Below are 16379 nucleotides of genomic sequence, written 5' to 3' on the forward strand. Positions count from 1 at the left end.
GTTACTTACCTGCAGCCGCCTGATCCATAAACCAATAATAATCGTGTTGAGGCGCCAAACGCTGAACGGGTAAGCCTGATACAGCATCGCTGGTAATATCACTCACGATAGCCGCTTTTGCTTCTCCTGCGATGAAAACAATCACCTGAAGTGCGGCATTAATAACAGGATAGGTGATAGTCACACGCCATGAGTCAAATTTCTCAACATAAAGATGAGTGGTAAGTGTATCCGTCACATCTAAAGCAGGCGTGTCTGGAAATAAGGATGCAATATGTCCATCAGGCCCCAATCCGAGCAGCACTAAATCAAATGGTGCATCTTTCATCACAAATTTCATAGTATCGGCATAACGAACAGCGACATCAGCCGCATCCCCACTCTCAGTTGGCATGCGATGCACATTCTCTGTTGGAATAGGAATTAAATCGATCATGGCCTGACGCGCCATTTTAAAATTGCTGTCATCGTGAGTAGCGGGAACACAACGCTCATCACCAAAAAACAAATGTACCCTAGCCCAGTCAATCTGTTCTAAATAAGGTGAGGTAGCTAATTTTTCATACAAGCCTTTAGGTGTTGAACCACCCGCCAAGGCCACATAAAAAACACCTCTTTTTGCAATCGCTGATCGAGCTGTACTGACAAAATGTTCTGCGGCTGCTTTAATTAAACTCGTCGCATCAGGCAGGATTTTTTGTTCTGCTTTCATTGTGTTCCTCAATTTTTGATTATGTAAACTATGCTGAAATACAGACGGTGAGTTTTATACAACGCCACCATCAATTTCGACTGATTATTGCCAGCATGATATATCAAAACTTAACGCTTTTGAGCTAGTCTTAAAAGACGCAGCATTTTTATTCAATTAAGGAAGGACCTATGAAACACACTTTGGCATTTATTTCGCTTTTAGCCATGAGCCCCCTCACTTTTGCTGAAGACCTTGCTCAAATGGGTATAGTCTCACTCGATACCAGTGCCAGCATGGATGTTGAAAATGATGAACTTATAACGCGTTTACAAGTATTTGAACAAGGAAAAGACCCTGCCAAATTAACTGACATGGTCAACAAAAAAACAGCGCTGGTTCTGGATGCGGTGAAAAACTTCAATGCGATTCAAGCTGAAACATCCAATTACACCACGCAGCCCGTTTATGATGAGGGCAAAATTGCCAGCTGGCGCGTTAGTCAGCAATTGACGCTTGAAACCCGCCAGTTTGATCAAATGAGTCAGTTTATTGCGGACATCAATACACTAGCCAATATTCAATCTATGCAGTTTATGGTCTCAGACGACCGTGCTGAAAAAGTCAAAACAGATTTACTTAAACAAGCTATCAGCAAATTCAAAGATAAAGCACAACTCATCAGCACTGAATTTGATCGCAGTGGTTATGAAATTGTGTCCATATCCATTGATGGTAATTCATTTACCCCAATGCCAATGATGGAACGCGCCAATATGATGTCAGCGGATATGAGAGTCAAAGCTGCACCAGCTGCATTAGCTGGCGGCAGTAACGAAATTTCAGTGAACGTTCGCGGCAGTATCAAACTCAATCAGTAAAGCCCAAAGCCACGGCAGCATAAAATGACTGCCGTGGCTGCCTTATTACTTCAGAAACAGATCGTAAGCAGGATTGTCGGTCTCTTCCCAGTATGTGTATCCAAGCGTATCCAAAAAGATTTGGAACTCCTGTTTATAATCATCACCCACCTGAATGCCCACCAGCACACGACCATAATCAGCCCCATGATTACGGTAATGGAAAAGGCTGATATTCCAGCGCTGACCAATGCGCGTTAGAAACCGTAGTAAGGCGCCAGGTCGCTCTGGAAATTCAAAACGAATTAGACGTTCATTATCTACCTGAGGGGCATGACCACCCACCATATAACGTACATGTAACTTGGCAGTTTCATTATCGGTGAAATCAACCCAGTCATACCCAGCTTGATCCAGCTGAGAAAATAATTGTTGGCGTTCTTCTTCCTGGCCGTTCATTCTGACACCAACAAAAACCTGAGCTTGTTTGTCATCAGCGTAACGATAATTAAATTCGGTAATCCCTCGCTCACCCAGTGTTTTACAGAATTTTTGAAAGCTGCCTGGTTGTTCATCAATTTTGGTGGCAAACAAGACTTCTCGACGCTCACCAATTTCAGAGCGTTCAGCAACATGACGTAAACGATCAAAATTAATATTGGCACCACTATTGATGGCAACGAGTTGCTGATTTTCCATCGGGTTGTTGGCTAAGTATTTTTTCACGCCAGCCACAGCGAGTGCGCCAGATGGCTCAGCAATAGAGCGCGTGTCCTGAAAGATATCCATAATGGCTGCACATAACTCATCACTACTGACAGTCACGACCTCATCCACTGTTTCACGACAGATTCTGAAAGGTTCGACACCAATTTGTCTGACTGCCGTGCCATCAGCAAACAATCCGACTTGATCCAGTTTGACACGCTCATCCGCCTCCAGCGCCGCTTTCAGGCTAGCTGCATCGGCCGGTTCAACCGCAACGATTTTAATGTCTGGCCAGAATGCCTTGATATAAGCCGACACACCGGATATCAATCCACCGCCACCGACAGGCACAAATACGGCATGAATAGGATCAGGGTGTTGACGGATAATCTCCATCGCAATCGTGCCTTGTCCGGCAATGACTTCAGGATCATCATAAGGGTGAATAAAAGTGCGACCATCTTTCTCAGCAACGGATAAGGCATAAGCACTGGCATCGTCATAACTATTGCCGTGCAGTTTAATTTCCGCACCATAAGCCCGCACCGACTCCACCTTGATAGGTGGTGTAGTTTTGGGCATGACAATCAAAGCAGGAATATTCATTTTATTCGCTGCCAGCGCTACACCTTGCGCATGATTGCCCGCTGATGCACAAACAACGCCACGTTCTCGCTCATCAGCAGATAACTGACTCATACGATTGTAAGCGCCGCGTAATTTAAATGAAAAAACCGGTTGAAGATCTTCTCGTTTAAGCAAAATCGTATTGCTTAATCTCTTCGATAAACGAGGCATAACCTCAAGAGGTGTCTCATTTGCCACATCATAAACGCGCGCTTTAAGAATTTTTTCTACGTATCCAGTCAGCATTTCAGCCCAAATCAGTCAGTTATGTTGAAAAAAAGACTCAGTGATCAACAGCTAAATCCTGTCATCATTTTCTAAGCAATCGCTTACGTTACCATTGACCGCCATTTATCTCTATAATTGCCGGGATAATTTTTAAGTGTATTGAAACAAAGGAAGCTGCATATGAATGCTGATGAAATGAAAAAACAAGCTGCGTGGGCAGCGCTTGAGTACATCAAAGGTAACGGAATTGTCGGTGTTGGCACAGGCTCTACCGTGAATCACTTCATTGATGCGCTGGCCACCATCAAAGATCGTATTGAAGGCGCAGTATCAAGCTCAGAAGCCTCAACACAAAAATTAGAAGCGAATGGCATCAAAGTATTTGATTTAAATGATTGCAACGACATCGAAGTGTATGTCGATGGCGCAGACGAGTCTAACCACTTACTCGAATTGGTCAAAGGTGGTGGCGGTGCGCTGACACGTGAAAAAATCATTGCCGCAGCCAGTAAACAATTTGTTTGTATTGCTGATGCATCTAAACTTGTCGACGTTCTGGGTAAATTCCCTCTTCCTGTGGAAGTCATTCCAATGGCACGCAGCTACGTTGCTCGTGAAATCGTCAAGCTGGGTGGTCAACCTGTCTATCGTGAAGGTGTGATCACAGATAATGGCAACGTAATTCTGGATGTTCATGGTTTAGATATCATGGAACCTATTAAATTAGAAAAAACACTGAATGATATCGTCGGTGTAGTCACCAACGGTTTATTTGCGATGCGCCCAGCAGATGTCCTGTTACTGGGTTCACCAGAAGGAACCAAAACCGTCTTCGCGAAATCATAAAAGGCGAAACATGGACTGATCCTGCTTAGCAGGATCAGTTTTCTCTCTCATCACTATTGGCGACATTATGTTCAGACCGCTCAGTCTCTATATCGGCATGCGTTATACACGCGCCAAACGTCGTAATCACTTCATTTCTTTTATTTCATTAACCTCCATGCTCGGTGTGGCATTAGGTGTAGCCGCTCTCATCACCGTGCTGTCTGTCATGAATGGGTTTGAAAAAGAACTGAAAGATCGCATTCTCGGTATGACCTCACATGCGTTCATCACTGGAGAGGATGGCACGCTGAGAGACTGGCCAGATTTACAGGATTTAATTAAGCATGATCCCGACGTGATTGCCTCAGCTCCATTTGTAGAGGGTCAGGCCATGCTCAGTCAGGGAAGCCGTGTCAGAGGCACGCTGGTTCGCGGTATTGATGCCGATATGGAACAAAGTGTTTCTACGATTGGTGAGAAAATCATTCAAGGCAAATTAGCTGATTTAACTGACGGTAGCTTTGGCATTGTCTTAGGTAAAGATTTAGCTTCCGCTATGGGCGTGACAACCGGTGACAAAATCACCATGATCACACCACACGTTAGTCCCACACCCGCAGGCGTGATTCCTCGTCTTAAACGTTTAACCGTTGTCGGTATTTTTGAAATAGGTATGTATGAATATGACAGCGGTCTAGCCGTGATGAATATCAACGATGCCGCTAAATTATTCAAAATTCCCGATCGCGTCACTGGCTTACGCTTAAAGTTTGATGATGTCTTCAAGGCACCACAACTACTTCGCAAAGTCATGCAGGATGTTCCCGTTAATTATCGAGCTGCTGACTGGACATTCCAGCACGCCAATTTTTTCCGCGCCCTAAAAACAGAAAAAACAGTGATGTTTGTCATCCTGATGCTTATCGTGGCAGTAGCAGCATTTAATATCGTATCGACCTTAGTGATGATGGTCACCGACAAACAATCTGATATCGCTATATTGCGTACCTTGGGTATGAGTCCACGCAGCGTTATGGGTATCTTTATGGTGCAAGGCACGTTAATCGGTTTAATCGGTACCGCCATGGGTGTTGTTGGTGGCGTACTTTTAGCTTGGAATATTGAGTCTTTGATCGCCAGTTTAGAAAAACTGCTCGGGTATCAATTCATGCCTGCAGATGTGTATTACATCAGCAGTTTGCCATCACAGCTAGAATGGAGTGATGTCACCGTCATTGCTATTACGGCTTTTGTCTTATCGATTCTTTCCACGCTTTACCCTTCATGGCGTGCATCACAGATTAAACCGGCCGAGGCGCTTCGTTATGACTAATCAAGCAGTATTATCTGCCAGCCAATTATCAAAATCTTTTACAGATGGTCAGTTAAAAACCGATGTGCTGAATAATGTGAACCTGACTGTAAACCGTTCTGATCGTATCGCCATTATAGGCAGTTCTGGTTCTGGTAAAAGCACCTTATTACATATTCTTGGTGGGCTTGACTCCCCCACAGAGGGCCAGGTACTGGTGCAAGGTCAAGATATTCATGCCATGAAAAATAAAGCGGCAAGTCGATTACGTAACCAGCAGCTGGGTTTTGTGTATCAATTTCATCATTTGCTGCCAGAGTTTACGGCTGTTGAAAATGTCGCTATGCCATTAGTGATTGGAGGCATGTCACCCACCTCAGCTCAAGAACAAGCGACTGAACTGCTTGATAAAGTCGGACTAGCCCATCGTTTTCAACATAAACCCAGTGAATTATCGGGTGGTGAACGCCAACGGGCAGCCCTGGCCAGAGCATTAATCACCGAACCCGCCTGCTTACTGGCGGATGAGCCAACGGGCAATCTGGATCATCGAACAGCTCAAGGGATTTTTGATCTGATTTTGAAATTAAATGAAGATTTTGGCACGGCATTAGTCATTGTGACTCACGATACAGGGCTTGCCGCTAAAATGGATCAACAACTGACATTGATTGATGGCTGTCTGGCTTTAGGAGCCTGATTTATCTTTTTGTTGGCGCTGACGTTGTGTCCATGTATGGATAACAACCAGTCGCCAACCTATTCGAACAAAAAGAATCCCCGCTATGGCGGATACCAGTCCCAGAATTGTGCAACCTAAGAGTAGTGGTTGCCATATGGCTAGAAACTCTTTTGAAAACCATTCCCAGGTCAGACTAAAAGCCGGGGCGCCCATGGGGATACTCAATACCCAAGCCCCGAGTTTATAGGCGTAGAAAAAAATAGGTGCCATGGTGAAAGGATTAGTAATCCATACTCCCATCGCTGCAATAGGAAGATTCACCCGGAATAAAATGGCTAATGCCGCTGCAATAAACATTTGACCAGGAATCGGCATAAACCCAACAAACAGCCCTAACGCCACCCCACCTGAAATAGAGCGTCGATTGGTATGCCATAAACGTGGTTCAGTTAGTCGCTGACCAAACTTACGCAGATGTGGGTGTTCGCGCATCGTGTTGTGATCTGGCATGATGCGTTTTAGGAATTTACGAGGCATGGCGTCTCAGTAACATGCTAAGTCGGGCGTCATTATAGGGATATATGAATAAAACTGCCATTGCATTTTTGCTCGGCACATTGCTTGGTCTATATGTCAGCTCTCCACTGCTAATAGGGAGCTTACTATTACTGTCTTTCGTGGCATTAGCCTACTATCGAAAATTATGGATTTTAGGTTTTATTGTCGGACTATTGTGGTGTGCATTTCAAGCTCAATCAGCTATTCAAAATAAACTAGCTACATACACGCCTGCAAAAACAACACAAGTACAAGGCCTTATCGCCTCCATACCTCAGACAGGTGATCACCATATTAGTTTTGAATTTTCTCCAGAAGATTCATCCCTCCCCAAAAAAATAAAACTCAGCTGGTATTACCCACCTAAAGACATCCCCCAAGCTGGAGAGCGCTGGCAATTCAGTGTCAAACTCAAACCACCCTATGGCATGATGAATCCCGGTGGTTTTGATTATGAAAAATGGTTATTCAGCCAAAGCATTGGCGCAACAGGTTATATAAAAAAAGCCGAAGATAATCAGCGACTGGCCATATCATCTCAATGGCAGATCAATGTCTGGCGCTCTGAACTCGAACAGCATATTCGTTCACTCATTCCTCAAGCGGAACAATTACCTTTAATACTCGGTTTAGCTATAGGCCAACGTGACGATATCAGTCAAACCCAATGGCAAGTATTACGCAAAACTGGCACCAGTCATCTAATGGCAATCTCTGGCTTGCATATCGGACTGGCCGCCGCTTTAGGTTTTTTACTGACAAGCGCTTTCTGGCGCTATTGTCCGTTGATATCCGTTCGAATCCCTGCGCACAGAATAGGCGCACTGGGCGGACTGTACACTGCTATTTTTTATGCTTGCCTGGCAGGCTTATCCATTCCCACTCAACGTGCATTGATTATGGTGAGTCTGGCTATGCTAGCTGTATTTTTTAAACGTGCATTCTACCCTTCACATGTGTTGTCACTCGCCTGCATCATTGTTTTATTCCTTGATCCTTTTGCCGTGTTAAATGCAGGATTTTGGTTATCCTTTGGTGCCGTAGCCATCATTTTGATGAGTTGCACTCAGCGTTTCCCAAGTATCAAACTGGCCTGGCTGAAAATTCATTTCCTCATGGCTGTGGCACTGATACCGCTACTGATCACTTTCTTTAACGATGTATCAGTCGTATCGCCGATAGGCAATCTGATGGCAGTACCTCTGGTGAGTGTATTGATTGTGCCGCTGATTATCCTGGCTATGATGCTCTTGCCGCTCAGCATGAAGCTTTCATCATTATTGTTAGCCGCGGCAGATTATTTACTCAATTGTCTCTGGTCTATTTTGTCCTGGCTAAGTCACTTGTCATTTGCCAGCTGGCATACACCCGTTTATCCCTGGCCAATACTGGTCATGTTGGCGCTGGCTGTTTTATTAATGATGTTGCCTAGGGGCTTTCCAGGAAAATATCTTGCTGTCTTGTTGTTAATACCTCTTTTGTTTTACAAGACTGACCGCCCTGCTTCGGGGGATGTTTATGTCAGCGTTTTAGATGTCGGACAAGGCCTGGCTTCTGTCATCGAAACAAAACACCACACGTTAATCTTTGATACAGGTCCAAAATACAGTCAGAGTTTTAATACTGGCGAAGCTGTTGTGGTGCCTTTTTTACGCTATAGAGACATTGATGATGTTGATATGGTTATCATCAGTCATGGTGACAATGATCATATCGGTGGCTTATCTGGCATTCTCAAGCATATTAACGTCACACAAATCATGACCAGCCAACCCTTCGAGCATAAAGTCACCACCTTGTGTACCGCGGGCCAACACTGGCAATGGGATCAGGTTGAATTTAAAATTTTGCATCCGTTTCAAAATCAATCAGGCTCGGACAATGAACGTTCCTGTGTCCTCCAGATAAAAGGCAAAAACCTGTCAGTATTATTACCCGGTGATATTGAAAAACAAGGCGAACAAATATTAGTAGCCAGCTATGGAAAATCGCTTAAATCCGATGTGTTACTTGTACCTCATCACGGTAGTAAAACGTCTTCCAGCCGTCATTTCATCGAGTCCGTTTCTCCAAAGTATGCTGTGTTTTCTGTTGGTTTTCGTAATCGGTATGGTTTTCCTGTGACTGACGTAGTTGATCGCTACAGAAACATCCCTAGTAGCATTCTCAGAACCGACTTGAATGGCGCTATCCTCTTCGGTAAAGGCGATAGTCCAATATTCTGGCGTCAACAACAAGAACAATTGTGGACGTCGAAAGCTACTGAGTAAGTCAATTTTCACGTATCATGAGCGCTATTTTCATTTAAACAACTGAGACTGACATCATGCTGGAATTGTTTAAAGCAGGCGGATGGTTAATGATCCCGCTATTTATCTGCTCGGTCATTGCCATTGCTATTATCGCAGAACGTTTTTGGAGCCTGCAAAAGAAACGTATTGCCCCCAAGGAGCTCATTACCCAAATCTGGCAATGGTTAAAGTTTAATCAGGTTGATGAACATCGCATTAAAGCGCTACAAAGCAATTCTCCTCTTGGCCAGATTCTGGCCGCTGGCCTCGTCAACCGCAACAGTTCACGTGAAATAACGAAAGAAAGTATTGAGGACATTGGTCGTCATGTCACCGTTGCCCTGGAACGTAATCTCAACACATTAGGAACAATCGCAGCCATCTCACCGCTATTAGGCTTATTGGGTACGGTTTTAGGCATGATTAAAGTCTTCGCCGTTATTACCACTGCAGGAGTGGGTAATCCTGAAGTGCTGGCAGGGGGTATTTCAGAAGCTTTGATTACCACGGCTACCGGCCTGGCTGTCGCCATCCCTAGTTTGATTTTTTATCGCTATTTCCGCGGTAAAATTAATATGTTAGTGGTAGGCATGGAAGAACAAGCGATGCAGCTTATCGAGATTCTGCATGGTGACCGTCAGTATGATCCAGATGAGGAAGCAAGACGTGAATCTATCACCAAAACGCTCTGAAGAACCCGATGTCAATCTGACCCCGATGATTGACGTCGTTTTTCTGCTGTTATTGTTTTTTATGGTCTCCACCAGTTTTATTCGTGAAAGCTCTTTAAAAGTAGACCTACCTGAGGCGACGGGCGAAGCCATGGCTGAGCAGATCGATCCAATCGATATTGTGATACAAGCGGATGGTAAAGTCCTTATCAATGATCAGGCTGTCACTAACGTCACCTCCGCTGGGCTAGCCGAGGTGTTAAAACGCGTTGTTGGTGAACAAAATGATCCCCATGTGATTATTAGTGCTGATGCCAAAGCAGAATATCAACTTATCGTCACAGCGATGGACACAGCACAACAACTCGGCTACACCAAATTGACCCTGGCGACACGTCAAACAACTGCGGAATAATCAATGAGTCAAACACCTGTCACCCTGACAGCCGTCCAGCTTTACAAGCGTTTATTAAACTACGTTAAACCCTATTGGCTGGCTTTTCTGATATCGATACTGGCAATGATTGTCTTTGCTGGCACAGAAACCGGCATGGCCGCCTTAATGAAACCTCTACTTGATGGCAGCTTTGTAGAAAAAGATCCCACTACGATTAAGTACGTGCCACTGATGCTCATCGGTTTGTTCTTTATCCGGGGTGTGGCTAATTTTCTGACGACTTATGGACTGGGGTGGATTGCACGTAATGTCATTAAAACCTTACGTGAAGAAATGTTCGAAAAACTCATTACGCTACCTGCGAGTTTTTACGACAAAAATAACTCTGGTCAGCTTATGTCCAAACTGCTTTACGATGTCGAGCAAGTTGCGGGCGCGGCTACTGATGCTATTTTGACTGTTATACGTGACACATTAACGATCATTGGTCTGATTGCCTGGATGATTTATCTGAATGGTTTCCTGTCTCTGATCATTTTAGTCACCGTCCCCTTTGTGGCTGTTCTGGTTTATTTTGTCAGTATACGATTTCGTCGAATCAGTAAAGAAATCCAGGGTTCTATGGGCAATGTCAGTCATGTCTGTGGAGAAATCATTGAAGCGCATCGCGAAGTCAAAACATTTGGTAGTCAAGTGTATGAAACTGAACGGTTTGATCGTATCAACAGAAAAAACCGTGGCCAGCAAATGAAAAAGATAGCCACGGATGCCTGTAGTGAGCCGGTGATTCAGTTAATTACTGTGTTAGGCCTTGCTGTCGTCATTTATCTGGCCACGCTGCCAGAAGTACTTGAAGCCATCACAGTCGGGAGCTTCATTTCCTTTATCACGGCAATGTTTATGCTGCTGACACCGTTAAAGCGTTTAACAAAAATAAACTCAAAACTACAGGCAGGTATCGCAGCAGCCGAGAGTATTTTCACCTTACTGGATGAAGAACCTGAGCATGACAATGGCACACTTACCATGGACCGTGCCAAAGGACAGATTGAATACCGTCACGTCAGCTTCAGCTACGATGAGGGAAAAGGAAGCGTACTCAATGATATTTCTTTTCATGCAGAACCTGGACAAACCATCGCTTTTGTTGGTCATTCAGGCAGTGGTAAAACCACATTAGTCAGCTTGCTGGCACGGTTTTACAATATTGAAAAAGGACAAATTCTGATTGATGGCGTTGATATCAGTCAGCTCACATTAAAAGATTTGCGTAAACAATTGTCTCTGGTTAACCAACAAGTTGTCTTGTTTAACGACACGATAGCTAACAACATCAGTTATGGTCAGGCAGGTGACGTTAGTGAAGAAGCGATTATACAAGCCGCTAAGTCAGCTCACGCCTGGGAATTCATTCAGAAACTCCCTCAGGGACTACACACTGAAGTTGGTGAAAATGGGGTACTGTTATCCGGCGGACAACGACAACGTCTGGCTATTGCAAGGGCACTGCTCCGAAACTCACCTATTCTGATTCTGGATGAAGCCACCTCTGCCTTGGATACTGAGGCTGAACGCCATATCCAGGCGGCGTTTGAAGAGCTTATGCGTGAACGCACTACGCTGGTCATTGCTCATCGCCTATCTACCATCGAAAAAGCCAATAAAATTATTGTCATGCATGATGGTGAAATTCTTGAAACAGGTACTCACCAGCAATTATTAGCTAATGGCAAACACTATGCCGAGTTGTATCGTCTACAATTTCAGGATGACTGATCATCATGCGCTGGTTAACTGACAGTTGGTATCAGTCCGGCACCAGATATTGGCTTTTATTACCGCTTAGCTGGTTATATCGGCTTGTCATATTCTGTCGTCGGTGGGCTTATCGTCAAAACTTGCTGACCAAGCACACCATGCCTGTACCAGTCATTGTTGTGGGCAATATTACGGTTGGCGGCACCGGTAAAACACCCTTTGTTATATGGTTGGCTCAACAGCTTAGCCAAGCGGGTTATAAGCCAGGGATTATCAGTCGTGGTTATGGTGGCGCCAGCAGAAAATATCCATTAGAAGTCACAGCAAACAGCAATGCAAAACAATGTGGTGATGAACCCGTACTTATCGCAAAACGCACAGCATGTCCGGTCGTCGTTAATCCTGATCGTCCACAAGCAGCAATTCATCTGCTCAGCCAGCATCATTGTAATGTGATCATTTCTGATGATGGTATGCAACACTATGCATTAGCACGTGACCTGGAAATTGTGATTATCGATGGTAAAAGACGTTTTGGAAATAAACAGTGCCTGCCGGTAGGTCCACTGCGGGAACCCTTGTCTCGTTTAAATTCTGTTGACTTGATTATCTATAATGGCTCTAGTGATGAACATGGTCATTCCATGCAGCTAACCCCTATGCAGTGGCTCAATTTACATGATGAGACCGTGACCGTGCCATTAAGCTATTTCCAGCATAAAGAGGTCCATGGGGTCGCCGGAATCGGTCATCCTAAACGGTTTTTTGATTCTTTAACCGCTCATGACATTATTGTTCACCCTCACGACTTTGCTGATCATCATCAGTATTTACCGGATGACCTGAGATTTTATGATGACCTCCCCATTCTAATGACCGAGAAAGATGCCGTAAAATGTCAGTCTTTTGCTCACAAAAATATGTGGTATTTGCCGGTTGAGGCCACACTCGATAGCCCTGTATTTCCGGCTATTCACCAAATATTAAAGGAACGATCTAATGGATAACGCGCTTTTAGAGATACTCGCCTGCCCTGCTTGTAAAGGTAAATTGCATTATAAAAAAGAATCTCAGGAATTAATTTGTAAAGCTTGCCGTCTTGCTTATCCGATTAAAGACGATATTCCCGTCATGTTGATAGAGGAAGCACGTCAAATGCCAGCAGATGAAGAGGTCTAATGAATGAGCTTTAGTATCATTATTCCAGCTCGTTATGCATCAAGTCGCCTGCCAGGTAAACCGCTAATGGATATTGCTGGTAAACCCATGATTCAACATGTCTATGAACGTGCTCTGGAGAGTGATGCTGACAAGGTCATTATCGCAACAGATGATGAACGTATTGCTGACACAGTGACCGCTTTTGATGCCGATGTATGTATGACGGCGGAGACTCATCGCTCCGGAACAGACAGACTGGCCGAAGTCGTTGAAAAACGTCAGTTCAATGATAAGGAAATAGTGATTAATGTACAAGGTGACGAGCCTTGTTTACCTGCCTTACTGATTAATCAGGTTGCCGCAGACCTAGCTCAACACAAAGAAGCAGATATGGCTTCGCTATTTAGTCGAATTCATCAAGAGAAACAAGTATTCGATCCTAATGTGGTCAAAGTGGTGATGGATAATCAAGGCTATGCTTTATATTTCAGCCGTGCTCCTATTCCGTGGATGCGAGATCACTTTCACAAAACGGAATTACCACCAGAACTTCCTCATTATCGCCATATTGGCTTATATGGTTACCGCGCTCACTTCTTGAAAAACTACACAGGGATGGCGCCGTGTTTGCTTGAAACGGAAGAATCATTGGAACAGCTACGTGTATTATTCCACGGGAAAAAAATCCACATGTCAGAAGCTCTTATCAGTGCCGGACATGGGGTAGATACAGAAGCAGACTTAATTGAAGTCAGGCAGTTATTGGCAGAGTAACTTATCTAAACCTGCGGCAATAAGCTCAGCGTGTAAATTTCCCTCACCATCAAATACAGGTAGGGTATACGTTACTGGCACCGGTCGGTGTCCTTCACCATATTGGTTGGGCTGAATGTTGTGGCCCGATTCGAGCACTTGCAGGATTAATTCAGCGCCATCCAACAACTCAATAATCTCACAACGTTGTTGTTGATACGAAACCTGCTGGCCAATTAAGGCCAGCAGTTCTTCATGCGGAATATTACTCTTGCGTGGCATTCGTCTCACTCGCTTCAGATTTGGCCTTATTTTTCTTTTCAGAGCCATTATCATCCGAAGACGAATTTTTTTCTACCACCGGTTTTTTTTCCTCAGCTGGTTTTTCTACCTTTTTATCAACAGGCTTATCTGTCGCTTCTGGCTTGGGAGCTGGTTTTGCAGCATCCTCGTTGCTAGAAGCATTGTTAGCAGCAGCCGCTTCTGCTTTATCCTTATCACTCGGACGACGACGTCTATTTGTCGGGCCTGACGAACGTGGTCTGCGTGGTTTTGAGGCAGGTACTTTGTTGCCATCCACTTCGGGCTCTTTTTCTGCCTTAATCACATTACCATTCACTTCTGGCTCAGGCTCAGGAACGGCATTGCCATTAACCTCAGGTGGCGGCGGTGGAGCAATGTTGCCTTTCTGAGTGTCAGCTGAGTTATTATTCTCAGGTGATGTATTTTCAGCGCGAGCAGGACGACGGCGACGGCCTCCACGACGTGAGCGTCGACCATTACTGCTACGTGTCTGCTTATCGTCATTATTGTCTGAAGCAGCCTCTTCTTTTACTGGATTTGCTGATTCAGTCTTCTTCTGCTCAGTATTGTCCGTATTTTTATCATTTCTACGGCGTGGTTTTTTACGTTCATTATTATCAGCAGATTCCTGATTCTGATTATTTGCTGAATTATTCTTAGAACGACCACGTCCTCGACGATTCTGTGTGCGTTGTTCTGGTGAGCTTTTTTCTTTTTTTGTATCCACGACAGGCTTTTCTTCCTTCTCTGGCTCACTTTTTCCTGTCAGCACATTTAACAAACGTTTCAGCAGGCTAGGTTTTTGTTCAGGCTCTTTTTCCTTAACAATCACCGGTGCAGGTGCTGCGGGTGATATTCCCTTCACTGCTGGTTGTTCCATGACGGGTTTATCGCGTAATACTACCGGAACCTCTTGTTCTGGTTGAGAGATAAGCTGGTGACTGACTTCATTTCGCTCACCGCCATCTTTGATACGTTCGATATCGTAATGAGGTGTTTCAAGGTGTGGATTCGGTATCAACACCACTTTCACACCGTGACGCTTTTCAATAATATCGACTTGTTCGCGTTTATCGTTAAGAATGAACGTAGCAACAGGTACAGGCAGTTGAACGATTAATTGCGTGACCTTATCCTTGGTTGCTTCTTCCTCAATCAGGCGTAATACCGCCAGCCCCAAGGATTCCACACCACGCACATGGCCAAGACCAGCACAACGTGGGCAAATTTCCTGATGGGCGTCACCAAGAGCAGGACGCAAACGCTGGCGAGACATTTCCAGCAAACCGAAACGAGATATCCGACCAACCTGAACACGTGCACGATCGGCTTTCAGATGTTCACGCAGGCGATTTTCAACTTCGCGCTGATTACGGCTAGGCCCCATATCGATAAAGTCAATAACGACCAAACCACCCAGATCGCGTAATCTTAACTGACGTGCAATTTCTTCGGCAGCTTCCAGGTTGGTGTTAAGTGCTGTTTCCTCTATATCACCGCCTTTATTAGCGCGTGCTGAGTTAACATCAATCGAGATCAACGCTTCCGTTGGATCGATAACTAATGCGCCACCGGATGGTAAACGCACTTCATGTCGAAAAGCGCTCTCAATCTGGCTTTCAACTTGATAACGAGTGAATAGCGGCACTCTATCCTGGTACAGTTTAAATTTACTGAGTTCATGCGGCATAACCATGCGCATAAAGTCATAGCCTGTTTGATAGACTTCAGGCGAATCCACCAGAATTTCACCAATGTCTTTACGCAAGTAATCACGTAAAGCACGGATAATAATATTGCTTTCCTGGTAAACCAAAAATGGCGCGTTACGATCTTTGACAGCCACGTCAATAGCCGTCCAGAGCTGGACAAGATACTCAAGATCCCACTGCAACTCTTCTGGCTGTTTTCCAACACCAGCAGTTCGCACGATCATGCCCATGCCTTCCGGGACTTCTAAGGAGCGTAAAGCTTCTTGCAACTCTGCACGGTCATCCCCTTCAATCCGACGAGAAATACCGCCTGCACGAGGACTGTTAGGCATTAGAACTAAATAACGACCAGCCAAGCTGATAAAAGTCGTCAGAGCCGCACCTTTATTGCCACGCTCTTCTTTTTCGATTTGGACAACTAATTCCTGACCAACAGAAAGCACATCCTGAACGTTGAGACGCCCATTGTTGTCATCAGAATCATCACGTTTTTTAAAATACGTTTTTGAAATTTCTTTCAGTGGCAAAAAGCCTTGTCTTTCTGCACCATAGTCAACAAAAACAGCTTCTAAGCTCGGCTCTACTCGAGTGATTTTTCCTTTATAGATGTTACCTTTTTTCTGTTCTCTGGATGGGGTATCAATATCCAGATCAAATAGGCGTTGGCCATCGACCATTGCCACACGCAACTCTTCTTCATGTGTTGCGTTGATTAAAATTCGTTTCATGCACTAACCTCAATGTTGAGGTTCGCATATCCTGCCGCCCACCATCGTAGGGGACGCGTTAGCCAGTCGGGCTTTACAGAGCGACGATGTCTGTTGTTCAGTAATTAATTG

General features: G+C 44.7%; 16 protein-coding genes. 11 read left to right on the forward strand and 5 right to left on the reverse strand.

What is annotated here, in order from left to right:
• Position 1: 1 nt before the first annotated feature.
• Positions 2-712 (reverse strand): 6-phosphogluconolactonase, encoded by a 711-nt coding sequence (gene pgl / locus B3014_RS00835; RefSeq protein ID WP_289243197.1) that lies wholly within the window; start codon positions 710-712, stop codon positions 2-4.
• A gap of 170 nt (positions 713-882) precedes the next feature.
• Between pgl and B3014_RS00840 the strand changes: the two genes are divergently transcribed.
• On the forward strand, positions 883-1572 hold the full coding sequence (locus B3014_RS00840; protein WP_289243196.1) for an SIMPL domain-containing protein: 690 nt from the start codon (positions 883-885) through the stop codon (positions 1570-1572).
• 45 nt (positions 1573-1617) lie between these two features.
• Here the strand turns inward: B3014_RS00840 and ilvA are convergent, their stop codons facing one another.
• Positions 1618-3132 carry a threonine ammonia-lyase, biosynthetic gene (gene ilvA, locus B3014_RS00845; protein WP_286303941.1) on the reverse strand — a complete coding sequence of 505 codons (1515 nt, stop codon included), beginning with the start codon at positions 3130-3132 and terminating at the stop codon, positions 1618-1620.
• A 162-nt stretch (positions 3133-3294) separates the two neighbouring features.
• On the opposite strand from ilvA, the gene rpiA reads away from it, so the two are divergent.
• The 3 genes from rpiA to lolD all read left to right on the forward strand — a co-directional run bounded on the left by rpiA (position 3295) and on the right by lolD (position 5954).
• Complete coding sequence (gene rpiA / locus B3014_RS00850) at positions 3295-3960, forward strand: ribose-5-phosphate isomerase RpiA (RefSeq protein WP_286303940.1); 666 nt, start codon at positions 3295-3297, stop codon at positions 3958-3960.
• A gap of 67 nt (positions 3961-4027) precedes the next feature.
• Positions 4028-5275: a lipoprotein-releasing ABC transporter permease subunit gene (locus B3014_RS00855; RefSeq protein WP_286303939.1), complete on the forward strand. Its 1248-nt coding sequence runs from the start codon at positions 4028-4030 to the stop codon at positions 5273-5275.
• Positions 5268-5954, forward strand: coding sequence for a lipoprotein-releasing ABC transporter ATP-binding protein LolD (lolD, locus tag B3014_RS00860; protein ID WP_289243195.1), 687 nt, complete (start codon positions 5268-5270; stop codon positions 5952-5954). Before B3014_RS00855 ends, lolD begins: the two co-directional genes overlap by 8 nt.
• Here the strand turns inward: lolD and B3014_RS00865 are convergent.
• Positions 5943-6473, reverse strand: a complete 531-nt coding sequence (locus B3014_RS00865) for a DUF2062 domain-containing protein (protein ID WP_286303937.1) — start codon at positions 6471-6473, stop codon at positions 5943-5945. The two genes, lolD and B3014_RS00865, sit on opposite strands and share 12 nt — an antisense overlap.
• Before the next feature lie 44 nt (positions 6474-6517).
• Between B3014_RS00865 and B3014_RS00870 the strand changes: the two genes are divergently transcribed.
• From B3014_RS00870 to kdsB, 7 genes are read left to right on the forward strand one after another with little or no spacing between them, the layout of a single operon-like run.
• The gene (locus tag B3014_RS00870) at positions 6518-8764 is read left to right on the forward strand and encodes a DNA internalization-related competence protein ComEC/Rec2 (RefSeq protein ID WP_289243194.1); all 2247 of its coding nucleotides are present in this window, start codon (positions 6518-6520) and stop codon (positions 8762-8764) included.
• Between the two features lie 56 nt (positions 8765-8820).
• Entirely contained in the window at positions 8821-9477 is a 657-nt protein-coding gene (locus tag B3014_RS00875) for a MotA/TolQ/ExbB proton channel family protein (protein WP_286303934.1), read from the forward strand.
• On the forward strand, positions 9452-9871 hold the full coding sequence (locus B3014_RS00880; RefSeq protein WP_286303933.1) for an ExbD/TolR family protein: 420 nt from the start codon (positions 9452-9454) through the stop codon (positions 9869-9871). The genes B3014_RS00875 and B3014_RS00880 overlap by 26 nt, the downstream gene beginning before the upstream one ends.
• 3 nt (positions 9872-9874) lie before the next feature.
• Entirely contained in the window at positions 9875-11629 is a 1755-nt protein-coding gene (gene msbA, locus B3014_RS00885; protein ID WP_286303932.1) for a lipid A export permease/ATP-binding protein MsbA, read from the forward strand.
• Between the two features lie 5 nt (positions 11630-11634).
• Positions 11635-12618 carry a tetraacyldisaccharide 4'-kinase gene (gene lpxK / locus B3014_RS00890; protein WP_289243193.1) on the forward strand — a complete coding sequence of 328 codons (984 nt, stop codon included), beginning with the start codon at positions 11635-11637 and terminating at the stop codon, positions 12616-12618.
• A complete protein-coding gene (locus B3014_RS00895) occupies positions 12611-12790 on the forward strand; it encodes a Trm112 family protein (protein ID WP_289243192.1) in 180 nt (59 codons plus the stop codon). Before lpxK ends, B3014_RS00895 begins: the two co-directional genes overlap by 8 nt.
• A gap of 3 nt (positions 12791-12793) precedes the next feature.
• The gene (gene kdsB / locus B3014_RS00900) at positions 12794-13546 is read left to right on the forward strand and encodes a 3-deoxy-manno-octulosonate cytidylyltransferase (protein ID WP_289243191.1); all 753 of its coding nucleotides are present in this window, start codon (positions 12794-12796) and stop codon (positions 13544-13546) included.
• Here the strand turns inward: kdsB and B3014_RS00905 are convergent.
• A complete protein-coding gene (locus B3014_RS00905) occupies positions 13532-13807 on the reverse strand; it encodes a hypothetical protein (protein WP_286303929.1) in 276 nt (91 codons plus the stop codon). The two genes, kdsB and B3014_RS00905, sit on opposite strands and share 15 nt — an antisense overlap.
• Positions 13791-16268, reverse strand: coding sequence for an Rne/Rng family ribonuclease (locus B3014_RS00910; RefSeq protein ID WP_289243190.1), 2478 nt, complete (start codon positions 16266-16268; stop codon positions 13791-13793). The genes B3014_RS00905 and B3014_RS00910 overlap by 17 nt, the downstream gene beginning before the upstream one ends.
• Positions 16269-16379: the final 111 nt, after the last annotated feature.

Source organism: Methylophaga sp. UBA678, from assembly GCF_002299105.1.
Taxonomy (GTDB): Bacteria; Pseudomonadota; Gammaproteobacteria; order Nitrosococcales; family Methylophagaceae; genus Methylophaga; species Methylophaga marina.

Excerpts from the sequence above, each read along its gene's own strand:
- B3014_RS00910 (WP_289243190.1), bottom strand. The coding sequence starts at position 16,268 with ATGAAACGAATTTTAATCAACGCAACACATGAAGAAGAGTTGCGTGTG.
- kdsB (WP_289243191.1), top strand. The coding sequence starts at position 12,794 with ATGAGCTTTAGTATCATTATTCCAGCTCGTTATGCATCAAGTCGCCTG.
- B3014_RS00840 (WP_289243196.1), top strand. The coding sequence starts at position 883 with ATGAAACACACTTTGGCATTTATTTCGCTTTTAGCCATGAGCCCCCTC.
- msbA (WP_286303932.1), top strand. The coding sequence starts at position 9,875 with ATGAGTCAAACACCTGTCACCCTGACAGCCGTCCAGCTTTACAAGCGT.
- pgl (WP_289243197.1), bottom strand. The coding sequence starts at position 712 with ATGAAAGCAGAACAAAAAATCCTGCCTGATGCGACGAGTTTAATTAAA.
- B3014_RS00870 (WP_289243194.1), top strand. The coding sequence starts at position 6,518 with ATGAATAAAACTGCCATTGCATTTTTGCTCGGCACATTGCTTGGTCTA.
- lpxK (WP_289243193.1), top strand. The coding sequence starts at position 11,635 with ATGCGCTGGTTAACTGACAGTTGGTATCAGTCCGGCACCAGATATTGG.
- lolD (WP_289243195.1), top strand. The coding sequence starts at position 5,268 with ATGACTAATCAAGCAGTATTATCTGCCAGCCAATTATCAAAATCTTTT.
- B3014_RS00875 (WP_286303934.1), top strand. The coding sequence starts at position 8,821 with ATGCTGGAATTGTTTAAAGCAGGCGGATGGTTAATGATCCCGCTATTT.
- B3014_RS00895 (WP_289243192.1), top strand. The coding sequence starts at position 12,611 with ATGGATAACGCGCTTTTAGAGATACTCGCCTGCCCTGCTTGTAAAGGT.
- B3014_RS00905 (WP_286303929.1), bottom strand. The coding sequence starts at position 13,807 with ATGCCACGCAAGAGTAATATTCCGCATGAAGAACTGCTGGCCTTAATT.
- B3014_RS00855 (WP_286303939.1), top strand. The coding sequence starts at position 4,028 with ATGTTCAGACCGCTCAGTCTCTATATCGGCATGCGTTATACACGCGCC.
- ilvA (WP_286303941.1), bottom strand. The coding sequence starts at position 3,132 with ATGCTGACTGGATACGTAGAAAAAATTCTTAAAGCGCGCGTTTATGAT.
- rpiA (WP_286303940.1), top strand. The coding sequence starts at position 3,295 with ATGAATGCTGATGAAATGAAAAAACAAGCTGCGTGGGCAGCGCTTGAG.
- B3014_RS00865 (WP_286303937.1), bottom strand. The coding sequence starts at position 6,473 with ATGCCTCGTAAATTCCTAAAACGCATCATGCCAGATCACAACACGATG.